This is a genomic window from Amycolatopsis sp. NPDC003861 (genome assembly GCF_053605405.1).
On the sequence record NZ_JBSGJD010000216.1, the window covers coordinates 1 to 16,945 of the forward strand.

Annotated in this window: 15 protein-coding genes and 1 pseudogene; 9 read left to right on the forward strand and 7 right to left on the reverse strand. The window is 71.7% G+C overall.

Annotated elements, in window-relative coordinates:
- From ACWEVN_RS36915 to ACWEVN_RS36945, 7 genes and pseudogenes are all read left to right on the forward strand, one after another.
- Positions 1 to 269: pseudogene (locus ACWEVN_RS36915) on the forward strand (4-hydroxyphenylpyruvate dioxygenase); the annotation flags it as partial.
- A gap of 123 nt (positions 270 to 392) precedes the next feature.
- Positions 393 to 938 carry a YbaB/EbfC family nucleoid-associated protein gene (locus ACWEVN_RS36920; RefSeq protein WP_452054367.1) on the forward strand — a complete coding sequence of 182 codons (546 nt, stop codon included), beginning with the start codon at positions 393 to 395 and terminating at the stop codon, positions 936 to 938.
- An 11-nt stretch (positions 939 to 949) separates the two neighbouring features.
- A complete protein-coding gene (locus ACWEVN_RS36925) occupies positions 950 to 1,258 on the forward strand; it encodes a type VII secretion target (protein WP_310973606.1) in 309 nt (102 codons plus the stop codon).
- Positions 1,258 to 5,208 (forward strand): hypothetical protein, encoded by a 3,951-nt coding sequence (locus ACWEVN_RS36930; protein ID WP_452054368.1) that lies wholly within the window; start codon positions 1,258 to 1,260, stop codon positions 5,206 to 5,208. Before ACWEVN_RS36925 ends, ACWEVN_RS36930 begins: the two co-directional genes overlap by 1 nt.
- Positions 5,201 to 5,647, forward strand: coding sequence for a hypothetical protein (locus tag ACWEVN_RS36935; RefSeq protein WP_449684675.1), 447 nt, complete (start codon positions 5,201 to 5,203; stop codon positions 5,645 to 5,647). Before ACWEVN_RS36930 ends, ACWEVN_RS36935 begins: the two co-directional genes overlap by 8 nt.
- Positions 5,648 to 5,682: 35 nt before the next feature.
- Positions 5,683 to 6,135 (forward strand): hypothetical protein, encoded by a 453-nt coding sequence (locus ACWEVN_RS36940; RefSeq protein ID WP_449684676.1) that lies wholly within the window; start codon positions 5,683 to 5,685, stop codon positions 6,133 to 6,135.
- Positions 6,136 to 6,153: 18 nt separating this feature from the next.
- Positions 6,154 to 6,999: a ferredoxin gene (locus tag ACWEVN_RS36945; protein WP_452054369.1), complete on the forward strand. Its 846-nt coding sequence runs from the start codon at positions 6,154 to 6,156 to the stop codon at positions 6,997 to 6,999.
- Here the strand turns inward: ACWEVN_RS36945 and ilvA are convergent.
- Positions 6,984 to 8,186: a threonine ammonia-lyase gene (gene ilvA, locus ACWEVN_RS36950; RefSeq protein ID WP_449679209.1), complete on the reverse strand. Its 1,203-nt coding sequence runs from the start codon at positions 8,184 to 8,186 to the stop codon at positions 6,984 to 6,986. The genes ACWEVN_RS36945 and ilvA overlap by 16 nt on opposite strands.
- 95 nt (positions 8,187 to 8,281) lie before the next feature.
- Here ilvA and ACWEVN_RS36955 point away from each other — a divergent pair, with 95 nt between their 5' ends.
- A complete protein-coding gene (locus ACWEVN_RS36955) occupies positions 8,282 to 8,554 on the forward strand; it encodes a hypothetical protein (protein WP_449684678.1) in 273 nt (90 codons plus the stop codon).
- A gap of 234 nt (positions 8,555 to 8,788) precedes the next feature.
- Here the strand turns inward: ACWEVN_RS36955 and ACWEVN_RS36960 are convergent, their stop codons facing one another.
- From ACWEVN_RS36960 to ACWEVN_RS36985, 6 genes are all read right to left on the reverse strand, one after another.
- A complete protein-coding gene (locus ACWEVN_RS36960; protein ID WP_310973619.1) occupies positions 8,789 to 9,946 on the reverse strand; it encodes a cystathionine gamma-synthase in 1,158 nt (385 codons plus the stop codon).
- A 50-nt stretch (positions 9,947 to 9,996) separates the two neighbouring features.
- The gene (locus tag ACWEVN_RS36965; protein ID WP_452054370.1) at positions 9,997 to 10,422 is read right to left on the reverse strand and encodes a hypothetical protein; all 426 of its coding nucleotides are present in this window, start codon (positions 10,420 to 10,422) and stop codon (positions 9,997 to 9,999) included.
- Positions 10,423 to 10,839 (reverse strand): hypothetical protein, encoded by a 417-nt coding sequence (locus ACWEVN_RS36970; protein ID WP_449679212.1) that lies wholly within the window; start codon positions 10,837 to 10,839, stop codon positions 10,423 to 10,425.
- Positions 10,840 to 11,220: 381 nt separating this feature from the next.
- Entirely contained in the window at positions 11,221 to 12,780 is a 1,560-nt protein-coding gene (locus ACWEVN_RS36975; protein ID WP_452054371.1) for a hypothetical protein, read from the reverse strand.
- A 127-nt stretch (positions 12,781 to 12,907) separates the two neighbouring features.
- Entirely contained in the window at positions 12,908 to 14,278 is a 1,371-nt protein-coding gene (locus tag ACWEVN_RS36980) for a cystathionine beta-synthase (RefSeq protein ID WP_452054372.1), read from the reverse strand.
- 320 nt (positions 14,279 to 14,598) lie between these two features.
- A complete protein-coding gene (locus ACWEVN_RS36985; RefSeq protein WP_452054373.1) occupies positions 14,599 to 15,543 on the reverse strand; it encodes a pentapeptide repeat-containing protein in 945 nt (314 codons plus the stop codon).
- 115 nt (positions 15,544 to 15,658) lie between these two features.
- Between ACWEVN_RS36985 and ACWEVN_RS36990 the strand changes: the two genes are divergently transcribed.
- Positions 15,659 to 16,879, forward strand: coding sequence for an acetyl-CoA C-acetyltransferase (locus ACWEVN_RS36990; protein ID WP_452054374.1), 1,221 nt, complete (start codon positions 15,659 to 15,661; stop codon positions 16,877 to 16,879).
- Positions 16,880 to 16,945 lie beyond the last annotated feature (66 nt).

A 16,945-nucleotide genomic window follows, 5' to 3' on the forward strand; every position in this document is an offset into this window, starting at 1 on the left:
CCCCGGACTCCTACTACGACGACCCGGAGCTGCGCGCCCGGATCGGCAACGTCCGCGTGCCGATCGAGACGCTCAAGGAGCACAGCATCCTGGTCGACCGCGACGAGGACGGCTACCTGCTGCAGATCTTCACCAAGCCGATCGGCGACCGCCCGACCGTGTTCTACGAGCTGATCGAGCGCCACGGCTCGCTCGGCTTCGGCAAGGGCAACTTCAAGGCGCTGTTCGAGGCGATCGAGCGTGAGCAGGAGCGCCGCGGCAACCTCTGACATCTCGTCTCGGCAAAGGCCACTGTAGGAGATCTCCGGGTCCCCCTATGGTGGCCTTTGACGTGATTCGGGAACCGTCGGCGTCCCGGCTCCGTCTGTGTGGGTGGAGGGAAGGGGGCCGGGATGCCGGACAGCATCGACGCCAGCGACGCGATGATCGACAACTGGACCAAGCGGCTCGAGGAGAACGCCGCCCGATACCAGGCGCTGGCCGAGCGCATGCAGGGCCAGACGGTCACCGAGCGGTCGAAGGACGGCACTGTCCAGGTGACGATCGATTCGCGCGGCCTGCTGAAGAACCTCGTCATCGCCGAAACCGCGGCCGGCAAGCGGATGGCCGAGGTGTCGGCGCAGGTGATGCAGCTGGTGCAGCGGGCGCAGGCGCGGATCCCCGAGCTGCTGCAGCAGGCCATGACCGAAACCACCGGCACCGGCGACCAGGCCGCGGCGGAGATCGTCCGCGAGGCGCAGAGCACGTTCCCGGCGCCGCCGCCCGAGGCCGAGCCGGCGTTCCCGGAGCCCGACCGCGTCCGCCGGTTCCTGCCGGAGGAGACCGACGAGCCACCGCGCATCCCGCCGCCCGCGCCACCGCAGCAGCCGCAGCCGCCGCGCCGCCGCCGTCCGGCCGACGACGATGACGACGACTTCGGCGGGTCGATCCTTTCCTGAGGGGGAAACCGATGACGGACGTGGAACTCAGCACCGACCTGACGGCGCACGCCAAGCAGCTCGACGCCATCGGTGACGGGCTGCAGCAGGCCGTCGACGCGGCGAACCAGGTGAGCATGCCGACCGACGCGTACGGCATCCTCTGCCAGCCGTTCCGGATGATGCTGGACCCGGTGGAGCAGTACGGGATCGACGCACTCAAGGATGCCGTGCAGGCGATGACGGCGGTGTCGGGCAAGGTCCGCGAGGCCGCGGCGGCCTACCGCCGGTACGAGACGGGCGTCGCCGACGACCTGAACAAGTCCGCGGGCGGTGCGTGATGCCGGAGGGGAACCCGCTCGTCGCGGACGCCAAGAAGGACCCGGACGGGCCGGGCGCGTTCACGGCGGGCAACGGCGACTACGGCTGGGCCGGCGGCATCGGCATCGCCGAGTCGTCGATGGACGCGTTCAACGGCATCAAGGACGGCGACTGGGTGTCCGGCGGCCTGGGCGTGCTGTCGCTGGCGGGCGAGATCGCCGGCGCGGCGATCGACCCGTTCGGGTACCTGATGTCATCGGTGGCGTCGTTCCTGATGGAACACGTACAGCCGCTGAAGGACATGCTGGATTCGGTGGCGGGCAACCCGCCGGTGATCCAGTCCTATGCGGACACCTGGGGCAACGTCTCGAAGGCGCTGGGCGAGCGGAAAACGGACTTCGACAACGCGGTCAAGAACGGCACGACGGGCTGGACGGGAGCGGGCGCGGACGCGTACCGCGCGTTCGCCGCAGAGCACTCGGACGCACTCTCGGGCGCGGCGACAGTGGCGGGTGCGATCAGCACGGTCACCATGATCATGGGCCAGGTCGTGTCGTTCGTGCGCGAGACCGTGCGGCAGCTGATCGCGGACCTGGTGGGCAAGCTCATCGCGTGGGTGATGGAGGAAGTCTTCTCCCTCGGCTTCGGGACACCGGTGGTGGTCGCCCAGGCGTCGGCGGCGATCGCCAAGTGGGGCAAGAAGATCGGCGAGCTGCTCAAGAAGCTGACGGACACGATCCGGAAAGTGTCGCCGCTGCTGTCGAAGCTGGTGGACCTGTTCGAGAAGATCGCGAAGGTCTTCGGGAAGGTGCTGGGCAAGGTCAGCGGCCTGGACGGGCTGAAGGTCAAGGAGGGCGGGTTCGTCCGGAAGATCCCGAAGGAGGGAGGCGGGGTCCACGGCCGGGCGCACGGCGGATCGCACGGCGAGGACGGTCCGGAGGGCGGTTCCGCCGGGGATTCCTCCGGTTCTTCCTCGAGCGGCGGAGGGGATTCGCCGAGTTCTGATCCGATGAACACGGATCCGGGGTCCCGCCGGAGTTCGAGCCGCGACGGGTCGAGTACCCCGGAGAGCGACGGTTCGCCATCCCACACCGGCGACGGAGAGGGATCGCCATCGGCGGCCCGGTCGGACGACGGTTCGCCGTCCCATGCGGGTGAGGGGTCGGCTCCGCAGGGTTCGCCGTCCCACGCGGGGGACGGTTCTGCTTCGCGCGCCGCGGATGGTTCTCCGTCGCGAGCGGGCGATTCGAGCGCTTCGCCGACTCGGTCGGGCGATTCGAGCCCATCGGCGGTGCAGGGTGGGGACAGCACTCCCTCGCACACCGGCGACGGCAGCCCGTCGCCGGCTCGCGGCGGCACCCCTTCGCACGCCGGGGACAGCAGCCCCTCGCCGACACGTGGCAGCGACAGCACGCCTTCGCACACCGGCGACGGCAACCCTTCGCCGACACGTGGCAGCGACAGCACGCCCTCGCGCGCCGGGGACAGCAGCCCCTCACGTGGCAGCGACAGCACCCCTTCGCATGCTGGAGACAACAGCCCCTCGCCCACACGCGGCAGCGACAGCACACCCTCACACGCCAGCGACAGCGCGCCTTCGCGCGGCGGCGACAGCAGTCCCTCGCGCGGCGGCGACAGCGCGCCTTCGCATGCTGGCGACAACACCCCTTCGCACTCCGGGGACAACACTCCCTCCCGGGCCGGGGACAACACTCCCTCGCACGCCAGCTCGTCCTCTCGGGCTGGGGACAGCTCGCACTCCGGGGCCGACTCGCCCAGCAGTGCCGCGCCGCCTCGGGTTGACGGGTCCACCGCGGCCAGTGGGACCGCTCCCGCCCCTTCGCGGACCGGGGAGCCCGGGGCCGCCGTCCCCGCGGCTCGGGGTGGGGATGGTGCCTCTGTCCCGTCTCAGGGTGGCGCTCCGATGATGGGCGGCGGTGGCCTGCCGCCCGGCGGTGGGGCCGGTGGCGGCCTCGGCGGGGGTTCCCCGCGCACCGGGGGCGGCTCGGGCTGGACCGGGACCCCCGGCAGCCCAGGCGCGCACGTCGACGCACCAGGCCGGCCGCGTGCCGGCGGGGAACTGCCCGGCGGTGGCCGTCCGCGGACTCCGGATGCTCCCGCTCCCGCCGCCCGGGGGTTCGGGCCCGGGACGCATGGCCCCGACACGCGCGCTCCCGGCGCCCGGCCGCACGAAAGCGGTCCCGGCCCGCGCGAACGCACCCCGCAGCAAAGCGGCCCTCACCAGAACGGCCCCCACGAGCGCGCCCCACACGAGAACGGCCCCCGCCAGAACACCCCGCACGAGAACGGCACCCACCAGAACCCGCACGAAAACACGCCCCACGACAACACACCCCACGACGGCGCCACCCCGCACCACGACCCCCTCACCCCCGACGAGGTCAACGCGCGCCACGCCGAAAGCACCCCCTCCGGCAGCTCCTACCACGCCGGCGACCCGGACATGGGCGACCTTCCCCACCGCGTCCAGCCCGACCCCGATGGCCGCTACACCGTCGATGTGCACGTCACCCCCGACGGCCACGCACGGATCGGCGACCGCCTCTACACCCCCGAGGAATTCGCCGACATCCTGCGGCGCAACGGGGACTACGACGGGCGCCCGATCCGGCTGATCGGGTGTGATGCCAGCTCCAACGACTTCGCGCACCGGCTCTCGCGGGAGCTCGACACCGAGGTCATGGCGCCGACCAAGCCCGCCTGGACGGACTCGCACGGCCGCGTCTTCTCCTCCGACTACGAGATCGGCCCCGATGGGCGGATGCGGCCCCGGATCCCGCCGGACGGCGAGTGGAACACCCACCACCCCGACGGCTCGACGCACCGCGCGGGCGATGACGGCTTCGCGCCCGAAAGCCACCACGGCGACCAGCACGACGTCGATGCCGACAGCGCGCAGCACCGCGGGGACAACGACACCCCCGACCAGCAGCAGCTGCCCTACGACGACGTCCCGCAGCCGCGGTCGATTCCGCGGAACACGCGGGAGTTCGACGAACGGTTCGTCACCTTCGACCGGCACGAGGACAGCCACTACGCCGGCCATCGGGACCGGCCCGGCGACCACCCGCCGATCGAGTCGCCGAGGGAGATCGAGGACCTCGAGCCGCGGACGCGCAACTCGAAGCTCACCGAAGACGGTGTCCCGCAGGTCCTGCGCGGGGAACGTCCGCTGGCGGCGGACGCGCAGTACAACGTGACCTACAAGAACGGTGCCACCACCCACTTCTTCACCGACTCGCAAGGCCGGGTGACGCACGTCGAGGCGACGCCCGGCACGCAGGCGCCGTTCCACAACCCCGATCTGCGCTATCCGCTGCTCCCCGGCACGCAGTACCGGGTGGCCAACTTCCACGACGCGAACAAGCACTGGGACTTCCAGATCGGCGACCACGGCCGGCCGGTCGCGATGTCGGGCGAGCCGCACTTCGGCGGCCAGAACGAGGACTTCCGCGACACCGCGTCGCAGAACCGCTCCGGCGGCGAAGGCCGCAAGGCGTTCCGGGGCGACGCCGACTACGACCAGGTCAAGTGGGCCGGAGGGCACTTCGCGGCCAACGAGATGGGCGGGCCCGGCGAGTACGTCAACATGCACTCGCAGATGGCGGCGTCCAACAGCGGCAACAACCGCGACGGCTGGATCCACGACGCGTCGTGGCGCCGTCAGGAGGTCGCGCTCGGCGAGTACGCCGCCCGGCCCGGCCACGAGATCGAGAACTACCAGGTCCGGACCACCGGCGAGCTGCCCGGCGGCGTTCCCGCGGAAGTCACCATGCGCTGGCAGAAGGTCACCTACGAAGTCGACGCGGACGGCGAACTCGTGCTCGACGCGAACGGCAAGCCGATCGAGCTCTCGCGGGAGACCCAGGAGCGCGTGTTCAAGAACGACCCGTCGAAGATCAACTACGGCCCGAAGACCCCGTACGGAAGCGAGAGCGCCGATGCTTGACGACCTCACCGGCGGGATCGCCGCCGCGCTCGCGGGCAGCGCGCCCGCGGGCTGGGCGCGGATCACGCTCACCGTTTCCTCGACCGTGCTCGCCGACGACTACGCGCTCCAGGTGAAGCTGGCCGACGGCCGCAACGGGTCGATGGTCACGCCACCGGAGGTCAAGGACGGCTTCGAGCAGCTGCGGGCGCGGATGTACGAACCCGGCCGGGGCACGTGGTTTTCCGCGACCGTCGAGCTGCGGGCGGGCGTCGCGCCGGAATTCCGCTACAACTACGACGAAGACCCCCGCTGGTGGCCGCCGCTGCACCCCACCGCGTTCTCGCGGGACCTCGAAGCGTTCCCCCGCGAAGACACCCACATCCCGCCGTGGCTGCGGGAACTGCTCGCCGAGGGCGAGCAGCTCGAACAGCAGCGGACCCCGCCCGCCGTGCCATGATGGCCCCGCCCCGAACCACTAGGAGGAACCCGCGCATGCCCGTTTGGCCGCTGCTCGACCCGATCCAGCAGAAGGAAGAGCTGGACGGAATCACGAAGGCGCTGGTCGACGCGCTGTCGCCCGGCTGGCGGCAGCTGATGATCGACTTCCGCGCGGTCGGCCGGAACATCGACGTCGCCGTCGGCCTGACCGGGCCGGACGGCCAGGAACGTGTCTGGGACCCGCCCGCCGAGGTGTGGCGCGCCTTCCAGCGGCTGCGCGGCGGGATGTACACCGAGAACGAGGGCACCTGGTTCTCCGCGCGCTACACGCTCGAACCGCCGTCGCGCTTCACCATCCAGTACAACTACGAGAACCAGCCGGACTTCCAGCCGCCGCCGGCGCCGGGCGAGTTCGCGACCGAGCAGGAGCGCTTCCCGCGCGACGAGGCGTCCATGCCGGACTGGTACCGCGCCGGGCTCGAAGCGGCTCGCGCGGAGGGCAACTGACACCGGGAGTTCCGCGTCATGACCCAGCCACCGGGGCCGCTGCGCCCGGACCAGCAGCAGGAGATCGTCCGCCAGGTCGGCGCGGTGCTGACCGCGCAGGTGCCGCCGGGGTGGCGGCAGGTGCGCGTCGAATACCGGGCCGCCGGGCGGCACGTCGAGACCGACCTGCTGGTGACCGGGCCGGACGGCGTGCCCCGGCCCGGCCAGCCGCATCCGGAAGCGGTGCGGCTGCTCGGGGTGCTGCGGTCGGGCATGTACCAGCCCGGCTTCGGCACCTGGCTGGGCGCGATCCTCGTGTTCGAGCCGGCGCAGCCGCCCGACGTCGACTTCGTGCGGCCCGACCTCGAACCGCCGTTCCGGCAGGAGCCGCCGCCGATCGGGTTCCAGGACGAGCTGCGGTTCTTCCCGCGCGCCGACGAGCACATCCCGGCCTGGCTGCGGGAGCGCGCGGGGCTGACCGCGCCGGCCGCCGCCGGCGAGGTGCGCACGCCGCGGATCTACGACGGCCTCGACGCGTCGGGCAAGCCGCTGGTCCGGCGCGCGCCGCTGATCCCGGCGGAAGCCGAGCGAGTGCTCGCCTACCTCGACGCGGCGCCGGTCATCCTGGCCTCGCGCAGCAACGGCCCGGACGCCTTCGCACCGGACCGCGCGGACGCCGTGCCGATGAACTTCCGCACCGACGGGGCCTGGGCCTGGCCCGGCGCGGTGGCGTACTACCTGCGTGAGCACGGCGTGCCGCCGGACCCGGACCTGGTCGCCCACATCCGGGCCCGGCGCTTCACCGCGCCGTCGGAAGTCCCGGAGACCGCCAAGGACCTGGCCCTAGCGGCCATCACGGGAGAACCTCCTCAGACCACGGTGTAGCCGGCGTTTGTCAGCGCGAACTCGACCTCTTTGCAGTGCTCGGGGCCGCGGGTCTCCAGCGCCAGCACGACGTCGGCCTCGCCGAGGTCGAGGCTGCCGGAGATGCGCGAATGCTCGACGTCGAGCACGTTCGCGCCCAGCTCGCTGACGCACGACAGCACGCCCACCAGCGAGCCCGGGCGGTCCGGGACCCGCAGGTGAAGGCGCAGGTAGCGGCCGCCGGCCGTCATGCCGTGCTGGATGATCTGCAGCAAAAGCACCGGATCGACGTTGCCGCCCGAGAGAACCGCCACCACCGGGGGCTCGAAGATCCCGGGGTGCTGCAGCAGCGCGGCGACCGTCGCGGCGCCGGCCGGCTCGACCACCAGCTTCCGGCGCTCCAGGCACAGCAGCACCGCGCGGGACAGGAACTGCTCGGAGACCGTCACGACGTCGTCGACCAGCGACTCGACGTGCGCGAAGCTGACCAGGCCGGGTTCGCCGACCGCGATCCCGTCGGCCATCGTCGACGTCGTGCTCAGCCGCACCGGCGCGCCCGCGGCCAGCGACGGCGGGTAAGCCGCGGCCTCCTCGGCCTGGACGCCGACGACGCGGACGTCCGGGCGCAGCGCCTTCACCGCCGAGGCGACCCCGCCGACCAGCCCGCCGCCGCCGGTGGCGACCAGGATGGTCTTCACGCCCGGCACCTGCTCGAGGATCTCGAGGCCGACCGTGCCCTGGCCGGCGATGACGTCCGGGTGGTCGAAGGGGTGGATGAACACCGCGCCGGTCCGCTCGCCGAACTCGATCGCGGCGTGGAGCGTCTCCTCCAGGAGCGCGCCGTGCAGGTGAACGTCGGCGCCGTAGCCGCGAGTGGCGGCCAGCTTCGGCAACGGGGCCCGCAGCGGCATGAAGACGGTGGACTTGGCGCCGAGCAGCGACGACGCCAGCGCGACGCCCTGCGCGTGGTTGCCGGCGCTGGCGGCGACGACGCCCCGGTCGCGTTCGGCCTCGGTCAGGCCGTGGATGCGCGTGTAGGCGCCACGGATCTTGAACGACCCCGTCCGCTGCAGGTTTTCGCACTTCAGGTACACCGGACCGCCGTGAAGCTTGCGCAGGTCGCGCGCGTGCTCCATCGGCGTCACCCGGGTCACTCCTTTGAGGAGTTCCCGGGCGGCCTGGATCCGCTCGAGGGTGACGAGTTCCATGGGCCGGACTATGCCACTCAGGAACTCCACAGGTTGAGTGGACCGTGAGCCGGGTACCCTGGGTCGCGTCAACACGCGGTAAACAAGGAGCAACCATGGCAGCGGGGAACGACGCGGATCCGGCCCGACGGGCGCGCGCCACCCGCTCAGCCGGTCTGCTGCCGCTGGTCATCGGGCTGGCCTCGGCCGCCGCGCTCACCGGTGCCGCGTACATCACGGTGGACAGCGCGTCCTGCGGGTCGCCGGCCCAGTACATCCGCCACGACAGCCACGTCGAGCTCGTCGGCGGCTGTGTCGACGGCGCGAAGCTGCCGGCCACCGGCACGTCGTCGCCCGGCGGTGTCGTGCACGGGAACTACAGCCCCTGACCTGCGGATCCCCGATGATCATCGGGGACGCGGTCGCCTACGCCTGGGATTCGGACGAGCGCGTGGTGCGGATCGGGTCGACGGCCGGGCGCTGCCTCGCGATGCAGGCGCCGTTCCGCGACCCCGAGGCGGAAGCCGCGTTTCCTGCGGAACATCGTCGAGGACCGCCGCGTGGTGATCACGCTCCGGGTGGAGCGGCTCTACGGCGGCGGCCTCGACGTGGGTGCTCGAGCGTCAGCCCAGGGCGGCCAGCAGGTCCGCCACCAGGTCGCGGCCGTCCTCGATGCCGACCGAGAGACGGAGCAGGTCGGCCGGGACCTGGAGGGTCGAGCCGGCCGTGCTGGCGTGGGTCATCTTGCCCGGGTGCTCGATCAGCGACTCGATGCCGCCGAGCGACTCGGCGAGGATGAACAGCTTCGTGCGGCTCGCCACTTCCAGGGCCGCCGCTTCGCCGTCCACGTGGCTGAAGGACACCATCCCGCCGAAGCGGCGCATCTGCTTCGCGGCCGTCTCGTGGCCCGGGTGCTCCGGCAGACCCGGGTAGTAGACCTTCGCCACCTTCGGGTGCTTGACCAGGGCCTGGACGATCTTCTCGGCGTTGTCGCTGTGGCGCTCCATGCGCAGGGCGAGGGTCTTGATGCCGCGCAGGGTCAGCCACGCGTCGAACGGCCCCGGCACCGCGCCCGCGGCGTTGCGCAGGTAGAAGAACTGCTCGCGCAGCTCGTCTTCGTTCGTGATGATCGCGCCGCCGACGACGTCGGAGTGGCCGCCGAGGTACTTGGTGGTCGAGTGCAGGACGATGTCCGCGCCCAGGGCCAGCGGGTTCTGCAGGTACGGCGTCGCGAAGGTGTTGTCGACGACCAGGCGGGCACCGGCGTCGTGCGCGACCCCGGCCAGCGCGGCGATGTCGGCGATGCCGAGCATCGGGTTGGTCGGCGACTCGCACCAGACGAGCTTGGTCTCGGGCCGGATCGCGGCGCGCACCTCGTCGAGGTTCGCCAGGTCGGCGACGGTGTGCTCGACGCCCCACAGGCTGAGCACCTTGTCGATCAGGCGGAACGTGCCGCCGTACGCGTCGTTGCCGAGCACGAGGTGGTCACCGGGGCGCAGGGTACTGCGCAGCACCACGTCGGAGGCGGCCATGCCGGACGCGAAGGCCAGCGCGTGCCGGCCGCCTTCCAGCGAGGCCAGCGCCTCCTCCAGCGCCGAGCGGGTCGGGTTCGCGGTGCGCGAGTACTCGTAGTCGCCCTCGCGGGTCCCGCCCACGCCGTCCTGCGCGTAGGTCGAGGTCTGGTAGATCGGCACGATCACCGCGCCGGTGCGGGGGTCGGGCTTCTGACCGGCGTGGATGGCGCGGGTCTCGAAGCCTAGTACGGAGTAGTCGTCCACCATTGGTTCAGCGTACGGGCCACCCCTGACATTCCCGTCAGGTGGGATGGATCTCAGCGGTGTGTCCAGCGGCGGGTGGCCGGCAAGGCCGCGAGCACCAGCAGCACGACGAGCGGCGTCGAGATGACGATCCCGCGCACCAGCGGGTCGCCCAGCCCGGTGGGGCCGCCCACGAGGAAGAGGACGAGCCGGCTGCGGAGCACCGCGTCGACGACGGTGGCGACGAGCGCCAGGCCCGCCGCGAACAGGCACAGCACCCGGCCCGCCGCCACGCGCGCGAGCAGGGACACCCCGCCGAGGACGAGGAGCAGCCCGATGACCGCGTCGGCGATCTGACCGGGGACCAGCAGGTCGCTGTGGCCCAGCCCCGTGACGAGGCTCCACCAGAAGGTGCCCAGCAGGAACCACACGCCGTCGAGCACCGCGAGCACGCCGGCGGCGATCGCCGTGGCCGCGCGGGGCGGGGCCGTGACCGGCACTCACCAGCTCCGGGACGAATACGCGCCCTGGCCGGACAGCGCCGGGACCACCGACGTGCGGTAGCGCAGGTAGCGGAACGTCGGCGGCAGGAACGCCAGCACCAGCACGAGCACCGCGAGCGCCGCCAGGCCGACGCGGTCGACCATGGCGAACCCGCCGTGGGTGAACATCGCGTCCGCGAAGCGGGCCGGCGGCACGCCGACCGACATCGGCTCGGTGAGCAGGGCGCCGATGGCCAGCAGGGCGCCCAGGCCGAGGAGGACCGCCCCCGCCGTCGCGCGGAACAGCGTGGCCAGCGATCCGAGGAGCAGCACCAGTCCCGCGACCAGGTAGGCGGCGAGGTCCACCAGCACCCAAGCCGGCAATGCGCCCAGGCTGAATTCGGCCGGCATGTCGAGGAAGATCTTGACCGGCACGTATCCCGCGGCGACCGCGGCCGGAAAACCGAGCAGACCGGCGAGAACCGCCGTTACTCCGGATGGCCGAGCCGATGAATACGAATGCGAATGCGACACCGGGTATCGGTGCGGACCGGTCACAACTCCCCCATCTGCCGAGCGCGGGACCACGGCGCTCACCCTAACCGGAATCGGGGGAATCAAGCCGAAACGCGAACGGAATTCGGCCGGACGGCGGAACCCAAGATCATTTTTGTGCGGTAGTGGCAGAAATAGGGTCACGCGATTACCGGCCGTGGTGCCGCCCCGGCAATTGTCCTCTTCGGACAATTGCGGACCCGGAAAATGCAACGTGCCCCGGAGCCGAATCGGCTCCGGGGCACGAATGCGCGTCCTAGCTCACCACTGCTGCTGCGGGGGCTGGCCGGGCTGGCCGAACCCGCCGCTCGGCGGGCCCTGCTGCCCCGGCGGCTGGCCCCAGCCCTGCGGCGGCTGACCCGGCTGACCCGGCTGCCCGGGCTGACCCGGCTGGCCGTACCCACCGGGCTGGCCGTACCCACCCGGCTGACCCGGCTGCGGGAAGCCCCCGCTCGACGGCTGCGGGAACCCGCCGCTGGACGGGTTGGGCCCGCCCGGCTGGCCGTAGCCACCCGGCTGGCCGTACCCCGGCTGACCCGGCTGCCCGGGCTGACCCGGCTGCCCGTACCCACCGGGCTGTCCGAACCCACCGGGCTGACCCGGCTCGCCGTAACCACCCGGCTGCCCGAACCCACCCGGCTGACCCGGCTCGCCGTACCCACCCGGCTGGCCGAAGCCCGGCTGCTGCGGGCCACCGAAGCCCGGCGGCGGTCCGCCGAAGCCCTGCGGCCCGCCCGGCGCGGCACCGCCGGCCCCGAGGCCGACGAACTGCTGCGTCGCCGGGATGAGCCCGAGCACGCCCACGATGAGGATGAGCACGCCCAGGATCAGCGGAGGCAGCCCGATGCCGAAGGTGTCCCGGCTGGACGCCCCGCCGACGAAGTCGCTGTTCGGGGTCATCCCGATCTTGAGCAGCAGGGCGAACACCGCGAGGAGCGCACCACCCGCGACGACCGCGATCGGGACGAACTTCCGGATGCCGCCCAGCCGGCCCGCGAGCGCCAGCCCGACACCGCCGGCGAGGGAGATCAGCGAACCCAGCAGGATCATGATCACGTAGAACCAGACCAGCCCCGGGCCGATCAGCCCGGCGGCGTCGAGCGCCTTCTGGATGATGTCCGAATCCGTGCTGCCGACGATCGTGGAGTAGTCGCTCGCGTCGCCCATGTAGTTGAACGAGATGATGAGCGCGATCAGACCCAGCAGGGCGACGACGCCACCGGCGATGTAGCCGAAGAGGGCGTTGCCGCCCGCAGCCGGCGCGCCGAACGGCTGCTGCGGCCCGCCGAAGCCGGGCTGCTGCTGACCGAAACCGGGGGCACCGAACCCCTGCGGCGGCTGGCCGAAGCCCGGCTGCTGGCCGAACCCGCCCTGCTGGCCCGGCTGCCCGAAGCCGCCCTGCTGCTGGCCGTACCCCCCGGGCTGCTGGCCGAAGGCCGCGGCCGGGTTGTCGGCCGCGCTCGGCGGCGGGGTGTACGGGATCGCCGGCGGCTGGGAGCCCGGGGGCACCAGCTGCGTCGAGTCCGCGACCGGGGCGTCGCCGCCGCCGACCGGGTTCACCATCTGGGTCGCGTTCGCGTCGACCGGCGGCATCGCCTGGGTCGCGCCCGCCCCGCCGTCACCCGGCCGGCCCGGCTGGACCACCTGGGTCGGCTCCGGCGTCTCCCCGAACGGGGAACCGCCCTGAGGCTGGGCGGGCTGGACGACCTGGGTCGGTTCGGGGCTGCCGAACGGGTCCTGCTGCGGCTGGGGGCCACTCGGCGGGCCCTGAGGTGGCTGGCCGCCACCCCACGGCTGGTTCGGTGGCTGCGGTGCACTCATGTGGGTCTTGAACCCCCTTGACGAGGACGCGAAAGTGTTCTACTCGCGCCCACGCTATCGGATCGCCCGGCGGGGCGCTCGTAACGCCCCTGCCGGGTCCGCCGATAAAGGCTCTCTTCGGGCGTGGTCAGCGACCGGCCAGGAAGCCCAGGAGGTCGTGCCGGGTGACGACGCCGGCCGGCTTGCCGTCGACCAGCACCAGCGCGCCGTCGGCCCCCTGGAGCGCGGTCATCGCCGCGCCGACCTGCTCGCTGCCGCCGATCGTCGGCAGCGGCGGGGACATGTGCTGCTCGAGCCGGTCGGCCAGCTGCGCCTTGCCGGTGAACAGCGCGTCGAGCAGGTCACGCTCGTTGACGGCGCCGACGACCTCGGCCGCCATCACCGGCGGTTCCGCGCTGACGACGGGCATCTGGCTCACGCTGAATTCGGAGAGGATCGCGATCGCCTCGGCGACGGTCTCGTTCGGGTGAGAGTGCACCAGATCGGGCAGCGAGCCGCTCTTCTTCGTGAGCACGTCGGCGACCGTCGCGCCCGAGGAGTCCGGCGGCAGGAAGCCGTAGGAGGACATCCACGTGTCGTTGAACACCTTCGTCAGGTAGCCGCGGCCGCCGTCGGGCAGCAGCACGACCACGACGTCGTCCTCGGTGAGCCGCTCGGCGAGCTTCAGCGCGGCGGCGACGGCCATCCCGCAGGAGCCGCCGACCAGCAGGCCCTCCTCCAGCGCCAGGCGCCGGGTGACCTGGAAGGAGTCGGCGTCGGAAACCGGGATGATCTCGTCGGCGATGTCGCGGTCGTAGGTGTCCGGCCAGAAGTCCTCGCCGACACCTTCGACCAGGTACGGGCGGCCGCTGCCGCCGGAGTAGACCGAGCCCTCCGGGTCGGCGCCGACGACCTGCACGGCGCCGTCGCTGATCTCCTTGAGGTACTTGCCGGTGCCGGAGATCGTGCCGCCGGTGCCGACGCCCGCGACGAAGTGAGTGATCCGGCCTTCGGTCTGCGTCCACAGCTCGGGGCCGGTCGAGTGGTAGTGGCTCTCCGGGTTCTGCGGGTTGGCGTACTGGTTGGGCTTCCAGGCGCCGTCGATCTCGCGGACCAGGCGGTCGGAGACGTTGTAGTAGGAGTCCGGGTGCTCGGGCGGCACCGCCGTCGGGCACACCACGACGCGGGCGCCGTACGCCTTGAGCACGTTGCGCTTGTCTTCGCTGACCTTGTCCGGGCAGACGAACACGCACCGGTAGCCCTTGCGCTGGGCGACCATGGCCAGGCCGACGCCGGTGTTGCCGGACGTCGGCTCCACGATCGTGCCGCCCGGGCGCAGCTCGCCGGATGCTTCGGCGGCCTCGATCATGCGCAGCGCGATGCGGTCCTTGACCGAGCCACCCGGGTTCAGGTACTCGACCTTGGCCAGCACGAGCGGCTTGAGCCCCTTGGTCAACGAGTTCAGCTTGACCAGCGGGGTGTTGCCCACGAGGTCTGCGATGTGCTCTGCGTACTCCACGACCGCCAGCCTAAACGGCGTCCCCATGGCGCTGTCCACCCAGCGCGGGGCGGGCTCCGGGTGCGCGTCGGCATGCCGGGCCGCGAGCGCGGGGTCGGGCCGCCCGGCGGGGACCTAGGCGGCCACCAAGCCGCTCGTCCGCACCGGCACCGGCCCGAGGGCCGTCACACGCTGAGCCGTCATCCCGTCCCGGAGGTTCCGCCCGGCGTCGATGGCCGGGCAGCCGGTTCGAAGGGACAGGGACGTCCAGGAAGGCTGGACCATCATCATCGCCAGTTCACCTCCCAGTGGAATGGCGAGCCTTTACGAGTGGGACGATCCTATCGGGCCGCCGGTTGCCCCGGTTCGTCCTTTCGTGTCAATTCCGCCTGGCCGGCCTCACCGGCGATCGGCCGTTCTTCCCAGCCCGGCGGCCAGGTCCGCGGAAATCCCGGCTTCGCCCGCGCACCGGCGAGCCGGGCGGCGGACTTCGTCCCGAAATCGGCCGGACCTGCGAAGACGGCGCCGTTGAAACTGTCGCGTTCACCGCCGAAAACGGTTCCGCGGAAATCGACGCGATCGGCGAAGAGGGCTTTGTTGAAGTCGGCCTTGGTGCGGAATTCGGTCCCGCGGAACGAGGCCAGCCCGGAAAACTTCGTTTCGAAGCAGACGATCGAACGGATCGAGCAGTGCGTGAGGGTCAGCCCGACCAGCTCGGCGCCGGAGAAGTCGAGGTCGGTGTCCGGCCAGAAGTCGCCGCTCGGCTGCTCGGCCCGGCCGGGCCGCAGGTGCAGCATGAGGATGCGCTGCGCGGCCTTGCGGACCTGCAGCTCCTCGGCGTCCTCGCCGGGGTCGTGGGGCATCCGCAGGTACGCGCAGAAGACGTTGACGATCGTCTGCCGGTGCTCCGGGTGACCGGCGGCGAGCCGTTCCAGCGCGTACAGCCCGGCCAGCCGCACCGGCGCCTTGTCGCTGCCGAGCTGGTCGGCGGCCTTGCCGTACATCTCGGTGATCCGGCGCTCGGTGGCGTCGTGGTCCTTCTGCACCAGCTCCAGCTCGGCCGACCGCTGCCGCCGCGCGGCGAGCAGCAGGGCCGCGGCACCCCCGGTGCCGACGACGATGTTGGCCGCGGTCTTCAGCGCGTCGAGCCGGGCCGAGTCCTCCGGGCGACCACCGCCCAGCAGCGTCAGCAGCAGGGTGGCGGCGAGCGCGGCGACGGTCAGCAGACCGGCGCTCCACAGCACGATCGTCCTGGTCCGCAGCACCCGCTCGAGCTGGTTTCCCACGCGGTGATCCTGGCAGACCGGGCAACCTCACAGTCGCTCCGGCTTTCTCCCGGCCGCCGTACCCGGCAGTATGGTGAGCAACTGCTTAGCTCGCGATACGAGGATGTGTCACGTCATGCCTGAAGCCGTCATCGTCTCCACCGCACGCTCGCCCATCGGGCGGGCCAACAAGGGCTCGCTGGTCGGCATGCGGCCCGACGACCTGACCGCCCAGATGGTCACGGCGGCGCTGGCCAAGGTGCCGCAGCTCGACCCGGCCGACATCGACGACCTGATGCTGGGCTGCGGCCTGCCGGGCGGCGAGTCCGGGTTCAACATGGGCCGCGCGGTCGCCGTCGAGCTGGGCTACGACCACCTGCCCGGCTGCACGATCACCCGGTACTGCTCCTCCAGCCTGCAGACCACCCGGATGGCCTTCCACGCGATCAAGGCCGGCGAAGGCGACGTCTTCATCTCGGCCGGCGTCGAGACCGTGTCCCGGTTCGGCAAGGGCAGCTCGGACTCCTGGCCCGACACGCACAACCCGCTGTTCGCCGACGCCGAAGCGCGCACCAAGGCGACCGCCGAGTCCGGCACCGACACCTGGACCGACCCGCGCACCGAGGGCAATGTCCCGGACGTCTACATCGCGATGGGCCAGACCGCGGAGAACCTGGCCCGGCTGAAGGGCGTCACGCGCGAGGAGATGGACGAGTTCGGCGTCCGCTCGCAGAACCTGGCCGAGAAGGCCATCGCGGACGGCTTCTGGGCCAAGGACATCACCCCCGTCACGCTCCCGGACGGCACGGTCGTCTCGAAGGACGACGGCCCGCGCGCCGGCGTCACCCTGGACGGCGTCTCCGGCCTGAAGCCGGTGTTCCGCCCGGACGGCCGGGTCACGGCGGGCAACTGCTGCGCGCTCAACGACGGCGCGGCGGCGCTGGTCATCATGTCCGACACGAAGGCGCGCGAGATGGGCCTGACGCCGCTGGCGCGGATCGTCTCCACCGGGGTCACCGGGCTTTCGCCGGAGATCATGGGCTACGGCCCGGTCGAGGCGTCCAAGCAGGCGCTCTCGCGCGCGGGGCTGTCGATCGGCGACATCGACCTGGTCGAGATCAACGAGGCGTTCGCGGCGCAGGTCATCCCGTCCTACCAGGACCTGGGCATCGAGCTGGACCGGCTCAACGTCAACGGCGGCGCGATCGCGGTCGGCCACCCGTTCGGCATGACCGGCGCCCGGATCACCTCGACGCTGATCAACTCCCTGCAGCACCACGACAAGCAGTTCGGCCTCGAGACGATGTGCGTCGGCGGCGGCCAGGGCATGGCGCTGATCATCGAGCGCCTCTCCTGACCCAAGCGCCCCAATGTGGCGTTGGTTGCGTCAGACGCACCCAATGTGGCGTTCGGTGCGTCTGAC

Bases quoted from the DNA above. Each gene is read 5' to 3' on its own strand.
- ACWEVN_RS36940 (WP_449684676.1), top strand. From the start codon at position 5,683: ATGCCCGTTTGGCCGCTGCTCGACCCGATCCAGCAGAAGGAAGAGCTG.
- ACWEVN_RS36990 (WP_452054374.1), top strand. From the start codon at position 15,659: ATGCCTGAAGCCGTCATCGTCTCCACCGCACGCTCGCCCATCGGGCGG.
- ACWEVN_RS36925 (WP_310973606.1), top strand. From the start codon at position 950: ATGACGGACGTGGAACTCAGCACCGACCTGACGGCGCACGCCAAGCAG.
- ACWEVN_RS36945 (WP_452054369.1), top strand. From the start codon at position 6,154: ATGACCCAGCCACCGGGGCCGCTGCGCCCGGACCAGCAGCAGGAGATC.
- ACWEVN_RS36920 (WP_452054367.1), top strand. From the start codon at position 393: ATGCCGGACAGCATCGACGCCAGCGACGCGATGATCGACAACTGGACC.
- ilvA (WP_449679209.1), bottom strand. From the start codon at position 8,186: ATGGAACTCGTCACCCTCGAGCGGATCCAGGCCGCCCGGGAACTCCTC.
- ACWEVN_RS36935 (WP_449684675.1), top strand. From the start codon at position 5,201: ATGCTTGACGACCTCACCGGCGGGATCGCCGCCGCGCTCGCGGGCAGC.
- ACWEVN_RS36975 (WP_452054371.1), bottom strand. From the start codon at position 12,780: ATGAGTGCACCGCAGCCACCGAACCAGCCGTGGGGTGGCGGCCAGCCA.
- ACWEVN_RS36955 (WP_449684678.1), top strand. From the start codon at position 8,282: ATGGCAGCGGGGAACGACGCGGATCCGGCCCGACGGGCGCGCGCCACC.
- ACWEVN_RS36930 (WP_452054368.1), top strand. From the start codon at position 1,258: ATGCCGGAGGGGAACCCGCTCGTCGCGGACGCCAAGAAGGACCCGGAC.
- ACWEVN_RS36960 (WP_310973619.1), bottom strand. From the start codon at position 9,946: ATGGTGGACGACTACTCCGTACTAGGCTTCGAGACCCGCGCCATCCAC.